At 62.5% G+C, this 16,289-nt stretch carries 17 protein-coding genes and 1 riboswitch; of the genes, 8 read left to right on the top strand and 9 right to left on the bottom strand.

Annotated features, from left to right (window positions below; genetic code table 11):
- The first annotated feature begins 13 nt into the window (after window positions 1–13).
- Window positions 14–478 (top strand): hypothetical protein, encoded by a 465-nt coding sequence (locus ACLQ8T_RS04295; protein ID WP_413455795.1) that lies wholly within the window; start codon window positions 14–16, stop codon window positions 476–478.
- On the top strand, window positions 478–2,127 hold the full coding sequence (locus ACLQ8T_RS04290) for a DUF5671 domain-containing protein (protein ID WP_413455794.1): 1,650 nt from the start codon (window positions 478–480) through the stop codon (window positions 2,125–2,127). Before ACLQ8T_RS04295 ends, ACLQ8T_RS04290 begins: the two co-directional genes overlap by 1 nt.
- Here ACLQ8T_RS04290 and chrA read toward each other — a convergent pair.
- From chrA to ACLQ8T_RS04270, 4 genes are all read right to left on the bottom strand, one after another.
- The gene (chrA, locus tag ACLQ8T_RS04285; protein WP_413455793.1) at window positions 2,124–3,329 is read right to left on the bottom strand and encodes a chromate efflux transporter; all 1,206 of its coding nucleotides are present in this window, start codon (window positions 3,327–3,329) and stop codon (window positions 2,124–2,126) included. The genes ACLQ8T_RS04290 and chrA overlap by 4 nt on opposite strands.
- A gap of 57 nt (window positions 3,330–3,386) precedes the next feature.
- Window positions 3,387–4,400, bottom strand: coding sequence for a DMT family transporter (locus ACLQ8T_RS04280; RefSeq protein ID WP_413455792.1), 1,014 nt, complete (start codon window positions 4,398–4,400; stop codon window positions 3,387–3,389).
- Between the two features lie 80 nt (window positions 4,401–4,480).
- Window positions 4,481–5,410, bottom strand: a complete 930-nt coding sequence (locus ACLQ8T_RS04275) for a GNAT family N-acetyltransferase (protein WP_413455791.1) — start codon at window positions 5,408–5,410, stop codon at window positions 4,481–4,483.
- Window positions 5,411–5,416: 6 nt separating this feature from the next.
- Window positions 5,417–6,802, bottom strand: a complete 1,386-nt coding sequence (locus tag ACLQ8T_RS04270; RefSeq protein WP_413455790.1) for a glycine--tRNA ligase — start codon at window positions 6,800–6,802, stop codon at window positions 5,417–5,419.
- Window positions 6,803–6,982: 180 nt separating this feature from the next.
- On the opposite strand from ACLQ8T_RS04270, the gene ACLQ8T_RS04265 reads away from it, so the two are divergent.
- Window positions 6,983–7,213, top strand: a complete 231-nt coding sequence (locus ACLQ8T_RS04265; protein ID WP_073706704.1) for an RNA-binding S4 domain-containing protein — start codon at window positions 6,983–6,985, stop codon at window positions 7,211–7,213.
- Here the strand turns inward: ACLQ8T_RS04265 and ACLQ8T_RS04260 are convergent, their stop codons facing one another.
- Window positions 7,214–7,864, bottom strand: a complete 651-nt coding sequence (locus ACLQ8T_RS04260; RefSeq protein ID WP_413455789.1) for an alpha/beta hydrolase — start codon at window positions 7,862–7,864, stop codon at window positions 7,214–7,216. It abuts the gene before it with no gap.
- A gap of 335 nt (window positions 7,865–8,199) precedes the next feature.
- On the opposite strand from ACLQ8T_RS04260, the gene ACLQ8T_RS04255 reads away from it, so the two are divergent.
- The gene (locus ACLQ8T_RS04255) at window positions 8,200–8,598 is read left to right on the top strand and encodes an SHOCT domain-containing protein (RefSeq protein WP_413455788.1); all 399 of its coding nucleotides are present in this window, start codon (window positions 8,200–8,202) and stop codon (window positions 8,596–8,598) included.
- Window positions 8,599–8,665: 67 nt separating this feature from the next.
- The gene (locus ACLQ8T_RS04250) at window positions 8,666–9,523 is read left to right on the top strand and encodes an SGNH/GDSL hydrolase family protein (RefSeq protein ID WP_413455787.1); all 858 of its coding nucleotides are present in this window, start codon (window positions 8,666–8,668) and stop codon (window positions 9,521–9,523) included.
- An 80-nt stretch (window positions 9,524–9,603) separates the two neighbouring features.
- Here the strand turns inward: ACLQ8T_RS04250 and metX are convergent, their stop codons facing one another.
- Window positions 9,604–10,749: a homoserine O-acetyltransferase MetX gene (gene metX, locus ACLQ8T_RS04245; protein WP_413455786.1), complete on the bottom strand. Its 1,146-nt coding sequence runs from the start codon at window positions 10,747–10,749 to the stop codon at window positions 9,604–9,606.
- 2 nt (window positions 10,750–10,751) lie between these two features.
- Window positions 10,752–12,095 carry a bifunctional o-acetylhomoserine/o-acetylserine sulfhydrylase gene (locus tag ACLQ8T_RS04240; protein WP_413455785.1) on the bottom strand — a complete coding sequence of 448 codons (1,344 nt, stop codon included), beginning with the start codon at window positions 12,093–12,095 and terminating at the stop codon, window positions 10,752–10,754.
- A 92-nt stretch (window positions 12,096–12,187) separates the two neighbouring features.
- Window positions 12,188–12,307, bottom strand: a riboswitch (SAM riboswitch).
- A gap of 172 nt (window positions 12,308–12,479) precedes the next feature.
- On the opposite strand from ACLQ8T_RS04240, the gene ACLQ8T_RS04235 reads away from it, so the two are divergent.
- Complete coding sequence (locus tag ACLQ8T_RS04235; protein ID WP_413455784.1) at window positions 12,480–13,124, top strand: VOC family protein; 645 nt, start codon at window positions 12,480–12,482, stop codon at window positions 13,122–13,124.
- Window positions 13,125–13,221: 97 nt separating this feature from the next.
- On the opposite strand, the gene ACLQ8T_RS04230 is transcribed toward ACLQ8T_RS04235, so the two are convergent.
- Window positions 13,222–14,004, bottom strand: a complete 783-nt coding sequence (locus tag ACLQ8T_RS04230) for a CPBP family intramembrane glutamic endopeptidase (protein WP_254590604.1) — start codon at window positions 14,002–14,004, stop codon at window positions 13,222–13,224.
- 96 nt (window positions 14,005–14,100) lie between these two features.
- On the opposite strand from ACLQ8T_RS04230, the gene ACLQ8T_RS04225 reads away from it, so the two are divergent.
- On the top strand, window positions 14,101–14,946 hold the full coding sequence (locus tag ACLQ8T_RS04225) for a phosphotransferase family protein (protein ID WP_413455783.1): 846 nt from the start codon (window positions 14,101–14,103) through the stop codon (window positions 14,944–14,946).
- A gap of 110 nt (window positions 14,947–15,056) precedes the next feature.
- Here the strand turns inward: ACLQ8T_RS04225 and tpx are convergent, their stop codons facing one another.
- Entirely contained in the window at window positions 15,057–15,554 is a 498-nt protein-coding gene (gene tpx, locus ACLQ8T_RS04220; RefSeq protein ID WP_204721097.1) for a thiol peroxidase, read from the bottom strand.
- A 98-nt stretch (window positions 15,555–15,652) separates the two neighbouring features.
- Between tpx and ACLQ8T_RS04215 the strand changes: the two genes are divergently transcribed.
- Window positions 15,653–16,279 carry a class I SAM-dependent methyltransferase gene (locus tag ACLQ8T_RS04215; RefSeq protein ID WP_413455782.1) on the top strand — a complete coding sequence of 209 codons (627 nt, stop codon included), beginning with the start codon at window positions 15,653–15,655 and terminating at the stop codon, window positions 16,277–16,279.
- The last annotated feature ends 10 nt before the right edge of the window (window positions 16,280–16,289 follow it).

Genomic DNA, 16,289 nt, shown 5'->3' with positions numbered 1-16,289 from the left:
CCAAAATGGTGCAATGACAAGTAAATTTTCGGCAGCGCGGGTGGTTCTGCTCGCCTTGGCCGCCGTCATTGTGGCTTTGGTAATAGCCGCGCTGCTCGTGGTTTCGCTGCGTCCGGCACCACAGGCCCACGCGGAGAACACCCCCGAAGGGGTCGTGCAACGGTATCTGATGGCCTTCGAAGCCGAGGATTTGCCTGCCATGCAAGGCTATGCCATGGAGGGCAAAGCCAGGACGCTGTGCAATCCGGAGCCCTATGCCACGCAGCCGCTGGACGTGCAGCTGCTCAGCAGCACCGTGGGCCCTGCGAGCGCTACCGTCCACACGAGGTTCGATTCCGGGGATGCCAGATTCCTGCCCTGGCCGGATCTGTCCTCCTACGAGGATGCCTTCGAGCTGCGCAAGGTCAACGGAACCTGGCTGATCGACCGCATGCCATGGCAGGTCGGACTGTGCACCGCCGAGGAGATGGGCTACTGATGGCCACCACTACTGCTCCAGTGCCGCTATCGCGAAGCGGCAGCGTGCTGCGTCCGGTCATCCTCCACGGACTGCTGCTCATCTTGCTGATGGTCGTGGCCACCGGCCTGGCCGCCTTGCTCACCGCGCTGTTCCATGGCTTCGATGCGCAGCAGGTCAGCACCGAACAGCTGGCGATGGCCTGGGCGTTCAGCTTGGTCGGGATCCCGTTGGCCTGGTTGCTGTGGCGCTCCATCCGCAAACGGCTGGCCCACCCGACGGCCTTCGATTCGGCGATCTGGTCCTTGCAGGCCTCGGCCGCGTATCTTGCGACGCTGGCTGCCAGCAGCTGCGCCGCGTTGGCGGTGCTCTCCGGACTGGTCGCCCCTTCCATTCAGGGGGCGTGGCAGCCGACCCTGGGCACGGCTTTGGGATGGGGAGCGGTGTGCGCCTGGCAGCACCACCAGATCGTGGCTGCGCGGACCGCGCCACGGCAATTCGCGCATCTGGCCGCGGCGGTGGGGAACTACTTCAGCATGGTGCTCGTCGCACTCTCGCTAGTGGCCACGCTCAAGGCCGCGCTGGAAATCCTGGTCCGTCCGGACAACACGTTGGCAGGTCCTACCGGCATGCGGCATCTGCTGGTTGCGTTGATCTGGCTGGCTGGCTCCACGGCACTGTGGTTCTGGCATTGGAAATTGCGCCGCGTGCAGAAAATGTCCGATCCCTTCAACGACATCCTATTGATCGCTATGGGACTGGCCGCACCGGCACTGGCGCTCCTGCTCTCGGGCGCCACACTGTTTTCCTGGGTGTGGCCGCAAGCGTGGACCTCCCAGGAACGCGCCAGGCTGTTCCTCGCCGGCGGTCCAGAGCTGCTGGCCATCGTGGTGGCGGCCGCGGTGATCTGGATCTACCACCAATTGCAATTGCGGACCGGGTTGCGCTCGGCCTCCGTAGTCGACGCGGCGCGTCTGGTGCTTGGCGGGATCGGTCTGGCGGTGCTGGCCACCGGCTTGGGGATGGTGGTTAATGCGCTCTTCGCGGCGATAGCGGCCAGCGTCACGGTGGAATACTCGGCGGGCTTGCTGGGCCACGGCCTGGGACTGCTCATCCTCGGGGCGGCGGTGTGGGTTGCCTATTTCAAGCCGTTCAAGCCTTCGCCGGCGGATTCCCGCAGCGTCTACCTGGTCTTGTTCTTCGGAGCCAGTTCCGTGGTCGCCCTGATTTCCTTGCTGGTCCTCGGATACCGGATTTTCGAGTACTACCTGGGATCCGAGACTCGCCTCGATTCCCTCCTGGACACCGTGCGTGCCCCACTGGGCTGGCTGGTCGCAACCGCTGCCGTGGCTGGCTACCACTTCGTGCTGTGGCGTGCGGACAAGCAGTCCAAGGCCGAGGCTTCCGGCACGTCCGTGGTGGACCACAGCTCGGTGGCGCGCCGTGCCGTGATCATCGTTGGCCCAGCTGCTTCCGAGCCGATGGCCGCGCAGCTCGTAGCGCGGCCCGAGCTGTCGGTGACGTGGGTTGCTTCGGCCGGTCCGGCCTTGGACGACAGGGCCGAGGTGTCGGTGCTGGCGAGAATCGAAGAATATCTGGACTGCGAGTCCGGGCCGTTGCTGGCCATCGCCAACGACGATGGCACCGTGCAGTTCACCGATCTGGCCTAGGCCAAAAGGCCCAGCAGCACTCCCCCGAGCCCCGAGATGGCAACCACGATCCATGGTGCCATCTTCCAGGCGGTCAGCAGGACGAAGCAGAGCAGCGCCAGCACGAACGTGGGAGCGGAAGTAATCGCCGAGGTGAAGACCGGGTCGTAGAGGGCGGCGGCCAGCACGCCGACCACTGCCGCGTTGGCGCCGCGCAGGATGGCACGTGCCGCTGGCCAGTGGCTCACCCGGTTCCAGAATGGCAGTACGCCCAGCAGCAGCAGGAATCCCGGAAGGAAGATGGCCAGCAAGGCAATGGCCGAGCCGAGCACACCGCCGGGGCCTGATTCAACGAGGACGCCGAGGTAGGCGGCAAAGGTGAACAGCGGTCCGGGGACTGCCTGGGCGGCGCCGTAGCCGGTGAGGAAATCCTGCGAGCTGATCAGCCCGGGATCCACGACTGCGCTTTGGAGCAGCGGCAGCACCACATGGCCGCCGCCGAAGACCAATGCGCCGGAGCGGTAGAACGCATCGATGAACGCCAGCAGATCCCAGCCGGTAGCCCAGGCAGCCAGCGGCAACCCGACAAGCATGAGGGCGAACAGCGCCAGGCAACTGATCCCCAAGGTCCGCGAGACCGGGAATTGCAGGGCCGACGCTGGACCCGAATCCGCATCACGGCACCAGAAGTACCCTGCCGCGGCGCCGAATGCAATGGCCAGCAGCTGCCCGAAGGATCCCGCCAAGAGCAGTGCAGAGGCCGCGGCCGCCACGGCGATGGCTGCACGGGTCCGGTCCGGTGCCAGATTCCTGGCCATGCCGGACACCGCCTGGGCGATGATGGCGACCGCAACGATTTTCAGGCCGGTCAGCAGCCCGGTTCCAGCAGGGCCGGTAAACAGCGACGCACCGAAGGCGAAGACCGCGAGCAGAACCGCTGAGGGAAGGGTGAAGGCGAGGAATGCCGCCAAGGCCCCTGGCAGGCCGGCGCGGTGCAGGCCGAGGCCGAAACCTACCTGGCTGGAGGCCGGGCCGGGCAGGAATTGGCCCAGCGCGACCAGCTGGGCGTATTGCTGGTCATCGAGCCAGCGGCGCCGGTCCACCAGTTCGGTGCGGAAGTATCCCAAGTGGGCGATGGGACCGCCGAAAGAAGTCAGGCCGAGCTTGAGGAAGACCTTGAAGACTTCGCTGGCCGAGCCCTTGTCCAGCTGCTGTGATTCCATGAATTCCAGCATAGGCGGAGAAAGGAAACGGACGGTGAACGCCCACCGCCCGGCACGCTATTCGCGCACTTCCACCGGCCTGCGTCCGCGGGATTCCTGTGCGCTGCGCGCCCCGGAGATCGAGGCCAGGCCAACGGCGAGCAGCGTCAGCACGGTGCCCATGACGGTGGCCGCGGTGACGGAGGAACCCGGGGCTGGGAAAAGCCCATCCATGAGCAGCGAGCCGGCCAGCTGTCCGCCCACCGCCGCGAGGCTGGTGACCAGCACTCCGAGCCGCTTGACCACCACCGCGGTGATGCCCACGAACAGGCAGCCGAGCAGCCCGCCGATGTAGTACCACCACTGGCCGGGCAGCGGATGCAGCTTCGCGCCGGCCGGCAGCCGCACCAGCATCACCGCCGCCAGTACCAGGAACCCGATGTAGAAGTTCACCAGGGTTGCCGCCGTGGCGCCGCCATAGGCTGCCGCTTGCACGCCGTTGGCGGCGGCTTGGAAGCCCATGAGCATGCCGACGGCTGCCGAGAGCGCCATCGGCACCAGCAGCGATGCGAGCTGCGCATCCGCGCCGCGCGGGCTGACCGCCCAGATCACTCCGGCAATGGTCAGCACCACGCCGAGGATGCGCAGGGCATTGATCTTGCGCGGTGCGGCCCCGCCAAAGCCCACCCGGTCCATGAGCATGGAACCGATTGCCTGCCCGGTCACCAGGCAGACGGTGAACAGCGCCACGCCGATGAGCGGCACCGCGGCGGCCTGGCTGAAGACCACCAGTGCGCCCACCGCGCCGGCCACCAGGTACCACCGCGGGAAACTGCCCCGGGCCAATGCGCGCGGCACCTGCCGCACCGTGTTGCGCACCCGGGGGACGGCGATCGCCAGCAGGATCAATGCCGCCAAGCCGACGCCGAAGCTGATGGTTGATGCTGCCATGGCATCTCCCAGCTTCGCGCCCAGCGCCCCGTTGATGCGCGACTGCACGCACAGCAGCAGGCCCGAAGCGATGGCAAGCAGGATGAACAGGAGCTTTCCGCCGGTGCGGACCGGCGTGGCGGGGATGGTGCTGGTGGTCAACGGGGTTCTTTCAGGGATCTGGAGGATGGCTCGGCAACGCAAGAACGGGACCCGCCTGGCGGGTCCCGTTCTGTCTGGCATTACTTCGCCGCGTCGCTGGCGAGGATATGCGTCGTGGAGATGACGGTGGCCTGCTCAACCGCTGCCAACGCGTCGATCAGCGAGGAGAGGACAAACATCGACGAGTCGACTTCCAGCTTCACCGGGTACTGGTGGATCAGCATGGCGACCATGTCGCGCACCGCTTCGGCCACCTCGTCATCGCTGAAGGCCGGATTATGGCCCACCAGCACGTCGGTCGGGGCGTTCTCGCGGGCCGGCACGTAGCTCACCGCGAAAGCCAGCGGCACGCCGCCCTCGCGTTTGGGCTTGTCGCGCAGCACCAGTGCGCCCTGCGCGCCGGTGTGCTCATCGAGCAGCATGCGCTGCGCCGAGCCTACGGTCATCTTGGCCGGATCCCAATCGGTGTGCACCGCGTTGTAGAAGTCCATCACCAGCTTGGTCAGCTCGACGCTGCCGGTGGACAAGTCCTCGATCACCCGGTCGTTGGTGTCGAACACCGGCTCGGCCAGCGCTCCCGGTTCCAGCACGACATCGCGCGAGACCTGGATTTCGCCCAGGCCCAGCGACTGGCAGAAGCCGGCCGCCGCGGCGGCCGGGTCTCCGGCCGTAACGGTATAGCGGGCCTTGAGCTCCTGCGCCTGGCCTGCCGGGATCTGCTGGCGCAGCTGCTGCACCAGCGCGGTGCCCACGCCGGAACGGCGCTGCTCGGCAGCCACCTCGACATAGAGCCAGAGCCGCTGCGGGTGCAGCGAGGAGGCGAACACCACGCCGGCGCCGATGGCCACACCGTCAACCGTGGCCACCAGCGTGCGCGAGAACGGCGCATCGCTGTTCTCGCGCAGCATGGTGCGGTCCTGGTGGGCCTGCGGCGAACGCGGGTCCCCGAAGATCTGCAGCAGCTCCAGGTCGTCGCCGGAACGCCAGGGACGGAATTCCAGTTCGTTCATCGGGCTCTAGGCTCCGTTCAGGCGCTCGGAAAGGTAGGCGGTGACCTGGTCCAGGGACACGCGTTCCTGGGACATGGTGTCGCGTTCGCGGATGGTCACTGCCTGGTCTTCGAGGGTGTCGAAGTCCACGGTGATGCAGAACGGGGTGCCGATCTCGTCCTGGCGGCGGTAGCGGCGGCCGATGGCTCCGGCATCGTCGAAGTCGATGTTCCAGCGCTTGCGCAGCTCGTTGGCCAGGTCCTTTGCCTTCGGTGAGAGGTTCTCGTTGCGGCTCAGCGGCAGCACGGCGGCCTTGACCGGGGCCAGGCGCGGATCGAGCTTGAGCACGGTGCGCTTGTCCACCCCGCCCTTGGTGTTCGGTGCCTCGTCCTCGGTGTAGGCATCGACCAGGAACGCCATCATCGAACGGGTCAGGCCGAAGGACGGCTCGATCACGTACGGGGTGTAGCGTTCCCCGGTGGCCTGGTTGAAGTAGGACAGTTCGGCGCCCGAAGCCTTGGCGTGGCTGGACAGGTCGTAGTCGGTGCGGTTGGCGACGCCCATCAGCTCGCCCCACTCCGAGCCGGCGAAGCCGAAGCGGTATTCGAAGTCGATGGTGCCTGCCGAGTAGTGGGCGCGCTCGTCTTCCGGCACGTCGAACTGGCGCAGGTTCTCTTCCTTGATGCCCAGGTCGATGAACCATGCCCAGCAATCCTTGACCCACTGGTCGAAGAACTTCGGTGCGTCTTCCGGTGCGGTGAAGAACTCGATTTCCATCTGCTCGAACTCGCGGGTGCGGAAGATGAAGTTGCCCGGAGTGATTTCGTTGCGGAAGGCCTTGCCGATCTGGCCAATGCCGAATGGCGGCTTCTTGCGGCTGGCGGTGAGCACGTTGGCGAAGTTCACGAAGATGCCCTGCGCGGTTTCCGGACGCATGTAGGCCAGGCCGGCTTCGGAATCAACTGGGCCCAGGAAGGTCTTCATCAACCCGGAGAACATCTGCGGCTCGGTGAACTGGCCTTTGGTGCCGCAGTCGGGGCAGGCGATCTCGCTCATGCCGTCCTTGGGCGCACGGCCCTTCTTGGCTTCGAAGGCCTCGATCAGGTGGTCCTGGCGGTGGCGCTTGTGGCACTGGATGCATTCGACCAGCGGGTCGGTGAAGGTGGCTACGTGGCCCGATGCTTCCCAGACGGCCTTGGGCAGGATGATCGAGGAGTCCAGGCCCACCATGTCCTCGCGGCCGCGAACGAAGTTCTGCCACCACTCGCGCTTGATGTTTTCCTTCAGTTCGGTGCCCAGGGGTCCGTAATCCCATGCGGAACGGGAACCACCGTAGATCTCACCGGCCTGGAAAACGAATCCTCGACGCTTTGCGAGGGAAATAACCTGGTCTAGCTTGGACTGTGGCGCCATATCAACTCCAATGGGACTTACGAGGCCGCTGGTTGCGGTCCGTAGAAAAATACATACATTTCAAGGGTATCGTTTCAACGCCCTGCGCACGAAGCCGAATCAGGTAACGCTGGCGTGAACTTCCACGCCTTTGGGCCACATCCACGGTGCAGGCCGGTTATATAGGGAAGAATGGAAGCCATGAGTGCCAATGAAGCTTTTGACCTAGAAATCCGTGACGAGTCCATCCGCTTGGGCCAGCTGCTCAAGCTCGCCTCGCTGGCAGAGGACGGCATCCACGCCAAGGAAATGATTTCCGAGGGAATTGTCACCGTCAACGGCGAGGTGGACACCCGCCGCGGGGCGCAGATCCGCCCCGGCGACGTGGTGTGCGTGAACGGCGAATGCGTGCGCGTCACCGCCCAGCCGTAGCTAGCCCTTCTTCAGGACGACCTTGGTGAGGAAGCCGGCAACGTCCTGGATTTCTTCCATGCACACCGAGTGGCCGATCTGCGGGTAGGTTTCGCTGGTCAAGTCGGTATGCCCCGGGACCCAGCCCAAGGTGTATTCGATCTTGTCCCGGGTGATCACCCGGTCAGCCACGTCGCGGCCCCAGAACATCGGCAGCGGCTTGTCCGCCAGCTTCGCGTCATCGAAGATGTCCAAGGTCTTGGGATCCACGGCAAAGCCTGAGAGACCCACGACTGCTTCAATGGCATCGCGCTGGTAGCGGGCCAGCGAGGTGGCCATGGCCATGCCCTGGGAGAAACCGAGCAGGGTGATCGACGAGTGCTGCTGGGACAGCGGTTCCAGCAGTGCCCACAGCGCTTCGACACTGTGTGCCACCGACTCGATGGAGTAGTCGATTTCCTGGGTCAGCGGGAACCAGCTGTATCCCGGGCCTGCCGGCAGCGGTGCGCGCACGGAGAGGTAGGTGAATTCTTCGGGCAGGTGCTGCGAGAGCCCCATGAGGTCTTGCTCGTTGGAGCCGTAGCCATGCAGGAACACCAGCAGCGGAGTTCCTAGGCGGGATTCGTCGTTGCGGGAGATGATGGCTACGGGAGCCTGGTCTTGGTATGTCATAGTTCCCCAAGACTATCGAACAGCGCCGCGCTATTTCGGCGGTTCCACAGAGCGCTGCCATCGTTTCCCCTGGGCATCGCGATCCGCAGCGCCAGGATGCAGGTGAAAGTCCGGCGTGTGGCCGACGGGCGAGCCGATGGATCGGTTGCCAACGGCATGGAAAACCAGTTTCTCCGCCTCCATAAATCTGCATGACATGTAACAAGATAATCAAACTTCAAAATTATCTTAGGCATTCAAGTACTTTTCGTGTTCAACTGGATTCACTGCTTCACGGCCACCTGACTTGGGGATCCCACCGGTAGAAGCTGCAACCGGCAAAGGACAATGGCACCATGGGCGAAATCGAATACAGCGAGGAAATTTCAGGACTGGCACCCGAGGATCTTGCTGAACTCGGCTACGTCGATTTGGATCCCGGCACCTCGTCGTCGCTCTTCGATACCGTCGACACGATGTTTTCATTCGGCCTTCCCTTGTTCTCCGTGCTTTTCATCGCCTTTGCCGGACTCATCATCTTCGTCATTGTGCGCAACTTCCGCAAAGCCAAGAGCGCCGGCTTCGATCCGTTGACCATGGAAACCGACCTGATGGCCAGAGCGGCGAATTCAGCTTTGCTGGCGCCGAGGAAATCCATTGAAGACAAGCTGTCCGAACTCGACTCACTGCACTCGCGTGGAGTCATTACCCGCGACGAGTACCTGCAAGCACGCAGGGATGCTCTGGGCGGGTAGAGTGGTGCCCACCGAATCATCCTCTGGAATGATTGACTAGAAGTTACCCTTTGGTAACAATGGATTCGTGCCCAACAATATTGCTTCTGAACCGTCAAACACCGCCGACTCCCCGCTCCACCCATGGCGCCGCTATGTAGCCATCGGGGACTCGTTCACCGAAGGCATCGGCGACCCCGATCCATCGAGCGCAGGACGGCACCTAGGCTGGGCCGACCGCTTGGCCCAAGAGCTCAGCCGCACCGTCCCGGACTTCTCCTATGCCAACCTGGCCATCCGCGGCCGGCTCATCGGCCGGATCGTTGCCGAACAGCTCGATCCCTGCATCGACCTGAAGCCGGATCTGATCTCGCTGTGCGCGGGCGGCAACGACGTGCTGCGCCCGGGCGGCGATCCAGACAAGATTGCCGACATCCTCGACGACGCGGTAGCCAAGCTCACCGCAACCGGTTCCACGCTCCTGCTCTTCACCGGGCCCGATATCCGCGATACCCCGGTCCTTGGAAGCATCCGCGGCAAGGTGGCGATCTACAACGAGAACGTGCGCACCGTCGCTGCCCGGCATGACGCCATCGTTGCCGACATGTGGGCATTGCAGGAATTGCATCAGTCCCAGATGTGGGCGCCTGACCGCCTGCACTTCTCCCCCATCGGCCACCAGCGCATTGCCGCCATGGCACTCGACTCGCTGAACGTCCCGCATCAGCTGGATACCGACATCGTTCCGGTCGTGGATGAGCGCAGCTGGCGCGAAGCACGCAAGGAGGATCTGCAGTGGGCCCGCGAGCATCTGGCGCCCTGGGTGCTGCGCCGCCTGCGCCACCAGTCCTCCGGTGACGGCATCACCCCGAAACGGCCTTCGGCTAAGCCGTTCGCAGATGCCAAGCCCAACGACTCGCTCGGTGCCGGCGACAGCGCCAAGTAGCAAGAAAGACTGAAGCGGTTCCGCCGATTACTGGCGGAACCGCTTCAGTCTTCAAAGGCTTGCCAAACTTCGCCCAGATTCTAGTCTCCGAAGACCAAGGTCCGAAGCACCCCATCCAGCTGCGTCGCATCGGTCAAGAATCCGTCATGGCCAATGGGCGAATCGATGTAGTGCACCGGCTTCGGCTTGGCCAGCGACGAGGCCAGCTTCACCGACTGCTCGGGGAAGTACAAGCGGTCGGTGGTAACCGCGGCAACCACCACGTTGACCTTCTCCAGGCGCGCCAGGGCGGCCTCCAGGGATTCATGGCCACGAGCAACATCGTGGCTCATCAGCGCCTCGGTCAGCACCAGATAGCTGTTCGCGTCGAAACGATTCACCAGCTTGCTGGCCTGATGGTCGAGGTAGCTTTCCACCTGGTATCGCCCGCGCGGCCCCTCCAGCTGGCCCGTCGGCTTCTCGCCATCCTGCGGATTGCGCGAGAAACGGGTTTCCAGCTCGGCCTCGGAGCGGTAGGTGATGTGGGCCAGGCGGCGAGCCAGGCCGAGACCGGCGTCAGGACGGGCATCGTTGCCGTAGTAATCGCCATTGCAGAAGTGCGGATCCAAGCGGATGGATTGGGTTTGCACCTGCGCAAAGGCAATTTGCTCGGCAGTCGCCTGGGCGCTAGAGGCCATCACGATCAGGTTCTTGACCTGCTCGGGGAACTCGACAGCGTATTCCAGCGCGCGGGCACCGCCCATCGAACCGCCGATGACCGCATGCCAGGATTCGATTCCCAGCTGCTTGGCCAGCCGCGCTTCGAGGCGCACCGAGTCCTTGACGGTGACGAAAGGGAATCTGGAGCCGTAGGGCAGGCCCTGCTCGTCCAAGGACGAGGGGCCGGTGGATCCATTGCAACCACCCACCATGTTGATGGACACGACAAAGTACTCGTTGGTGTCAACCGTGGCGCCGGGGCCAACGAAGCCTTCCCACCAGCCGGCGCTGTGCGAATCGCCTTGGGCGACGTGGGCGTCACCGGTGAGTGCATGCATCACCAGCACCGCGTTGGAGCCATCAGCTGCTAGCTTCCCCCACGTCTCGTAGGCCAGCACCACGTCGGGAAGGTATCCACCGAATTCAAAGTGGTACTCCCCCACGGAGCTACGGCGCAAAATGCCGTCTTGTCCGCCAGCGAGCTCTTCGGCGCGCAGAGTATCTTCAGTAGTCACAATGGATGGCATGCCTAGAGGGTTTCCTGCAATTCCTTGTTTTCAAGGGCCGCAACAGCTTCGAAGCCCAGCTCAAGATCGGCCAGGATGTCCTTGATGTTTTCCAGCCCGACGCTCAGCCGCACCAGTCCCGGGCTCACACCGGCGGCAATCTGCTCCGCTTCGGAGAGCTGGGCGTGGGTGGTGGAGGCCGGATGGATGACCAGCGAGCGCACGTCGCCGATGTTCGCGACGTTGGAGTGCAAGACCAGTGCGTCCACGAAAGCCTGTCCGGCTTCCGCGCCGCCCTCCAGCTCGAAAGCGATGATCGAGCCAGCGCCGTGATCGCTGTACTTCTGCGCGCGCTCATGCCACGGAGAGGACTGCAGTCCGGCGTAGGCGACCTTCTGCACTTCCTCGCGGGCTTCGAGCCAGTTGGCAACTTCCACTGCGTTCTGGCCGTGGCGCTCAATGCGCAGCGACAGGGTTTCCAGGCCTTGGGCGATCAAGAACGCGTTGAACGGCGCCACTGATGAACCCAGATCGCGCAGCAGCTGCACGCGTGCCTTGAGGATGTAGGCCAGATTCGCGCCGAGGATGCCGTTGACGCCCAGGTCGCGGGCGAAGACCAAGCCGTTGTAGGACTCGTCCGGGGTGTTAAATACCGGGAAGCGTTCGGCGTCCTTGGCGAAGTCGAAGTTGCCCGAGTCCACGATGACCCCGGCGATGGCGTTGCCGTGGCCGCCAAGGAACTTGGTGGCCGAATGGATCACGATATCGGCGCCCCACTCGATGGGGCGGATCAGGTATGGCGTGGCCAGGGTGTTGTCCACCAGCAGCGGCACGCCGGCTTCGTGGGCGATCTCCGAGATGCCCTCGATATCCAGCACGTCCTGCCGAGGATTGGAGATGCTTTCGCCGAAGAAGGCCTTGGTGTTCGGGCGCACCGCGGCACGCCATTCGTCCAGGTTGTCCGGGTCGGAGACGAAGCTGACTTCGATGCCCAAGCGCTTGAGCGTGTGCTTGAGCAGGTTCTGGGTTCCGCCGTACAGGCTCGGGCTGGCTACCAGATGGTCGCCGGCTTCGGCCAGGTTCAGGATGGCGAAGGTGGTGGCGGCCTGTCCCGAGGACAGCAGCAGCGCGCCAACGCCGCCTTCCAGATCAGCGATGCGGGTTTCCACGGCGTCGGTGGTCGGGTTGCCGATACGGGTGTAGATCGGTTCCAGTTCCTGCAACGCGAAACGGGCAGCGGCACTCTCTGCGCTCGGGAAGACAAAGGAAGTGGTTTGGAAAATCGGGAGAGCTCGCGCTCCGGTCGTCGGATCCGGGGTCTGGCCGGAATGGATCTGACGGGTTTCAAATGACCAGTTGTTGCTCATGGTTTCCTCCAAATAGCGTTTCATGACTATGGGGGTACGCCGCTGAAAAGACACCGACAGGAAGCACCGTATCGAAACGACTTCCAGGGGGTAACCCGCGCTTGTCCTTGATGCCTTGTGCGTTCAAGGGCCAGGTCTTCACCCGGGGCACCCCACCGCGGTTGGAGGGTTGCCGCCCAGTAAGCCGGGGCTTGTTACTGGGACTCATGACCTGCTATCAGTTTGCCCGAAAACCGAAGATCTTTGCAACGCAGTGGACCGGCATTGGACTCAATCGGTCATATTTCGCGAATTCCGCAGATTTTCCGCAGAGTATTCGATAACATCAGCGCACTTAGGGGAGCCTAAGTAGAGACTCGCATCACATGTTGCCATGATGGGCACATGATGAGGCTAGATCACGTAAGTTATGCTTGCGGCCCGGACGGGCTGCTGCCAACCGCTGAAAGAATCTCCGAGTCCCTGGGACTGGAATTCGTCAAGGGCGGCGTGCATCCACGATTCGGAACACGCAATGTCATCTTCCCGCTCAAGCATGGCCAGTACCTGGAAGTGGTTGAAGTCCTGAACCACCCGGCCAGCGACAAGGCTCCCTTCGGCCAGGCCGTTCGCGCCCGCTCGGACCTCGGCGGTGGCTGGATGGGCTGGTGCGTCTCGGTGGAGGATCTATCCAGCGCCGAAGACCGCCTGGGCCGCAAGTCAGTGCCTGGCAACCGCAAGTTCCCTGATGGCCGCGAACTGACCTGGCAGCAAATTGGCATCAAGGGCCTGATCGCCGACCCGCAGTGCCCATACCTAATCTCATGGGATGACGGTACTGAGGATCTGCATCCGTCCAAGTCGCTTGAACCGGTTGGTGCCATCAGCGAGATAGCCATCGCCGGTTCGCGCGAACGGGTGCTGGATTGGCTCGGCCAGCCGCAGAACGTCAATTTGGGAGCTGTCACCATGCAATATGAAGCTCCGAATGGCACTCCGGGCATCATGTCGGTAACCTTTGAAACCGAGTCCGGCACCGTGGTGCTGTAGGAAACTCGGAAACGAACGCAGGTAGGCGGGGACAATGGCGTCCCCACCTACCTTTTTCGTTAATGGCGTTTCAGTCGCTGGCGCAGGCCTTCGGGCACTACTGGCCGATTCCGATGGCAGGCCCAATCAGCGCGTAGCCGACGAAGCCGATAGCATCGAGCAGGAAGTGGGCGATGACCAGCGGCATCACCCGGCCGTACTTCTGGTACACCCAGCCGAAGACGATGCCCATGAGCATATTGCCGATCATCGGCCCCACGCCCTGGTAGAGGTGGTAACTGCCGCGGAGCACTGCAGAACCGATAATGGTGCTCCACAGTCCCAGCTTCAGCTTCTTGGCATAGGTGAACAGGAAGCCGAGCATCAGCACTTCTTCGAGCACTGCATGGCGTACAGCCGACAGCAGCAGCACGGGGACGCTCCACCAATAATCACCGAGATTGGCTGCTGACAGTGCTGTGGTGACGCCCAGTGCCCGTCCGGCAGCATAGACGCCCAGCGTCCCGATGCCCATGGCCAGGAACAGCCCCGCCCCGAGCATCGTGTCCTTGCCCGGACGTCGCATGTCGAAGCCGATGTCACGGATGGTTCGGCCGGTCGTGCGCTTCATCAGATAGAGTGCCAGCACCACGGGCACCAGCGCGAAGACAATGTCCAGAAGCTGGTAGGTGAAATCAAAGAACTCGCGTGTGCTCAGCGGGTTGTTCAGCGATGTCGTCTGATCACGCAACGGTGCCCTGGTGACTTTATCCGCAAAGCTCAGCAGCGAGTAGACCGCGCTCTGCCCCAAGGACAGGGCGAGAACCAAAATGATCTCGAACCTGAGGGTTCTGCGGGTTGCCGTCGGCTCAATTTGTTCAGCGTTCACGTTCTCGATCATAGGCCGATCTGGCTGTGCGCGTACTGAGTAGCCACGTGGCAAACCTGCGATAGCCTGAAGGTGAGACCACCAGCGAGCTGAACGAGAAGGGTACGAATGAGTCGTCCTGCCACCAGTGGAGAACTGCAAATCGCCCGCCAGCTCTGCCCCGATCTTTCGTGGGAAGATGCGGCCGTGAATGAAGGCGGACAATTCCACAAGGTGGTCATTGGCAATCCGCAGGCGGTGATTCGCATGGCGCGCACGCCAGCGGCGACCGAACAGATGCCGCGAACCGTCGAGCTGCTGTCGTTGTTGGAAAGCCAGCTCAACTATCAGATCCCGGTGGCGGTCTCCGAGATCCTGCATGTCGACGGGCTCAGCTCAGTTGCCATGTCCTTCATCCCCGGAAGCGCGCATGAGCCTCATTACGGGGATCCAAAGGTGCTGGGCCAGCTGGTGAAGGAATTGGCCGAGGTACCGCTGGAACAGATCGGCGCTCATCTGGCCAAACCGTTTTCGTTCCGTGGCGAATGGACCCAAGCTCGGCAGCAGCAATGCTTCGATGCGCTGCCCGAGGAACTTCGAGCTCCTGCAACCGCACTTTGGGATCAGCTCGATATTCTGGCGCAGGTTCCAGCGGGACTGGTGCATGGTGATTTGGCTGGCCACAACATGCACTGGATTGACGAGAAGCTGATTGGCATCTTGGATTGGGACCTCGCAGCAGCGTGGGACCCTGCCTTGAACACCGCGTACCTGAGCCTGTGGCATGGTTTGGAAATGGTGGATTTGATTGCTCCCAACTCTGAGGAAGCGCACCGGGCCAAAATCTGGTTGGGTCTCATGAGCCTTGAACGGTTATCGGATACGCTCTCGCGCTCGGACAACCCGAAGATGGGCAAGCTCATGCGCAAGATTGGTCCGCGCATCCTCACTGCAGCGCAATCAATCAATGGATAGGAAGCAATTTGGCCTGACCCGCCGATGAGCAAGCCATCTGGAGCGTAAAGAAAGCCCGCCTGAATGTTGTCAGGCGGGCTCTCATGCACCGTATCGGGTGCATTGCTTGCTTAGCTCAGGGCTGCGATAGCTGCATCGTAGTCAGGCTCGGTGGTGATCTCCGGGACGATCTGGTTGTAAACAACCTTCCCGTCCTCATCCAGCACAACAACCGAACGGGCCAGCAGGCCAGCCAGTGGTCCGTCGACCTGGGTGACTCCGTAGTCCGAACCGAAGTCGGAACGGAAGACCGAACCAGCTGTAACATTCTCGATGCCTTCGGCACCGCAGAAGCGGCCCAGTGCGAATGGCAGGTCAGCAGAAACACACACGACGGTGGTGTTCTCCAGGCCGGCAGCCAGTTCGTTGAAGCGACGCACGCTGGCAGCGCAAACGCCGGTATCAACCGACGGGAAAATGTTCAGGACAACGCGACGGCCAGCCAGCGATTCGCTGGTGACATCTGCAAGGCCGGTGTCGGTGAGAGTGAAAGCTGGAGCCTGCGAGCCAACGGCTGGCAGATCACCAATAGTCTGTACAGGGGTTCCCTTGAAAGCAGTAGTAGCCATAGGTCTTGTCTATCATGAATGCCTAATTCAGAGCTATCTTTTCAGCCTACTAGCGCAAACAAGTCGTTCAGATCCTGTATCCATGCAAAACTGTGGATATGGGCCCCAACTACGATTCATACGCGGCGAAAATGCGTGCTCAAACAATGGACGGGATTGATCTGGACGTAGTTGCCCGTTTCGCGGACATGCTCTGTCCTCGTAATTCACGAATTCTCGATATCGGTTGCGGGATTGGCAATACCGTCAATGCGTTGCGTCGCTGCGGACATGATGCCTATGGCGTAGATCCAACGCCCCAAGTTCTGGATGTAGCAAAAGACCTATTCGATGGTAGCTGGTTCAGACAGTTATCAGCCGACCAGCTGAGCTCGGGTACACTCAACGAGCATTCGCTGCCGGAACAGTACGACGCCATATTGATGACCGGAAATGTGCCTGCCTTCATTTCACGTGGCGAACTGCGAAGCGTATTCGATTTTGCCGATCGGGTGATCCGTTCAAATGGAGTACTCATCGTTGGGACTACCAGCAACGCCCATGGCGGCCCCACGGACCAGACCGATATTCTCAAAGGAACCTCGCTGAAGCTCGTACACCGATTTGCGGACTGGCATTTAGGCTCCTATGGTTCAGACTCTCTGTGGTCCGTGAGTGTGTATGCGCGGACTGCGCAACGGTCCGGGTTCGGGATGCCTGACGGAATATTCGTCTTGCCTTCCTAACCTCGTATTT

It is taken from the genome of Glutamicibacter sp. FR1 (assembly GCF_047300825.1).
Taxonomy (GTDB): domain Bacteria; phylum Actinomycetota; class Actinomycetes; order Actinomycetales; family Micrococcaceae; genus Glutamicibacter; species Glutamicibacter nicotianae.
This window is presented reverse-complemented; position numbering and strand designations above follow the sequence as displayed.

Coding starts and splice junctions, on each gene's coding strand:
- ACLQ8T_RS04295 (WP_413455795.1), top strand. CDS start 14: ATGACAAGTAAATTTTCGGCAGCGCGGGTGGTTCTGCTCGCCTTGGCC.
- ACLQ8T_RS04290 (WP_413455794.1), top strand. CDS start 478: ATGGCCACCACTACTGCTCCAGTGCCGCTATCGCGAAGCGGCAGCGTG.
- chrA (WP_413455793.1), bottom strand. CDS start 3,329: ATGGAATCACAGCAGCTGGACAAGGGCTCGGCCAGCGAAGTCTTCAAG.
- ACLQ8T_RS04275 (WP_413455791.1), bottom strand. CDS start 5,410: ATGAACGAACTGGAATTCCGTCCCTGGCGTTCCGGCGACGACCTGGAG.
- ACLQ8T_RS04270 (WP_413455790.1), bottom strand. CDS start 6,802: ATGGCGCCACAGTCCAAGCTAGACCAGGTTATTTCCCTCGCAAAGCGT.
- ACLQ8T_RS04265 (WP_073706704.1), top strand. CDS start 6,983: ATGAGTGCCAATGAAGCTTTTGACCTAGAAATCCGTGACGAGTCCATC.
- ACLQ8T_RS04260 (WP_413455789.1), bottom strand. CDS start 7,864: ATGACATACCAAGACCAGGCTCCCGTAGCCATCATCTCCCGCAACGAC.
- ACLQ8T_RS04255 (WP_413455788.1), top strand. CDS start 8,200: ATGGGCGAAATCGAATACAGCGAGGAAATTTCAGGACTGGCACCCGAG.
- metX (WP_413455786.1), bottom strand. CDS start 10,749: ATGCCATCCATTGTGACTACTGAAGATACTCTGCGCGCCGAAGAGCTC.
- ACLQ8T_RS04240 (WP_413455785.1), bottom strand. CDS start 12,095: ATGAGCAACAACTGGTCATTTGAAACCCGTCAGATCCATTCCGGCCAG.
- ACLQ8T_RS04235 (WP_413455784.1), top strand. CDS start 12,480: ATGATGAGGCTAGATCACGTAAGTTATGCTTGCGGCCCGGACGGGCTG.
- ACLQ8T_RS04230 (WP_254590604.1), bottom strand. CDS start 14,004: ATGATCGAGAACGTGAACGCTGAACAAATTGAGCCGACGGCAACCCGC.
- ACLQ8T_RS04225 (WP_413455783.1), top strand. CDS start 14,101: ATGAGTCGTCCTGCCACCAGTGGAGAACTGCAAATCGCCCGCCAGCTC.
- tpx (WP_204721097.1), bottom strand. CDS start 15,554: ATGGCTACTACTGCTTTCAAGGGAACCCCTGTACAGACTATTGGTGAT.
- ACLQ8T_RS04215 (WP_413455782.1), top strand. CDS start 15,653: ATGGGCCCCAACTACGATTCATACGCGGCGAAAATGCGTGCTCAAACA.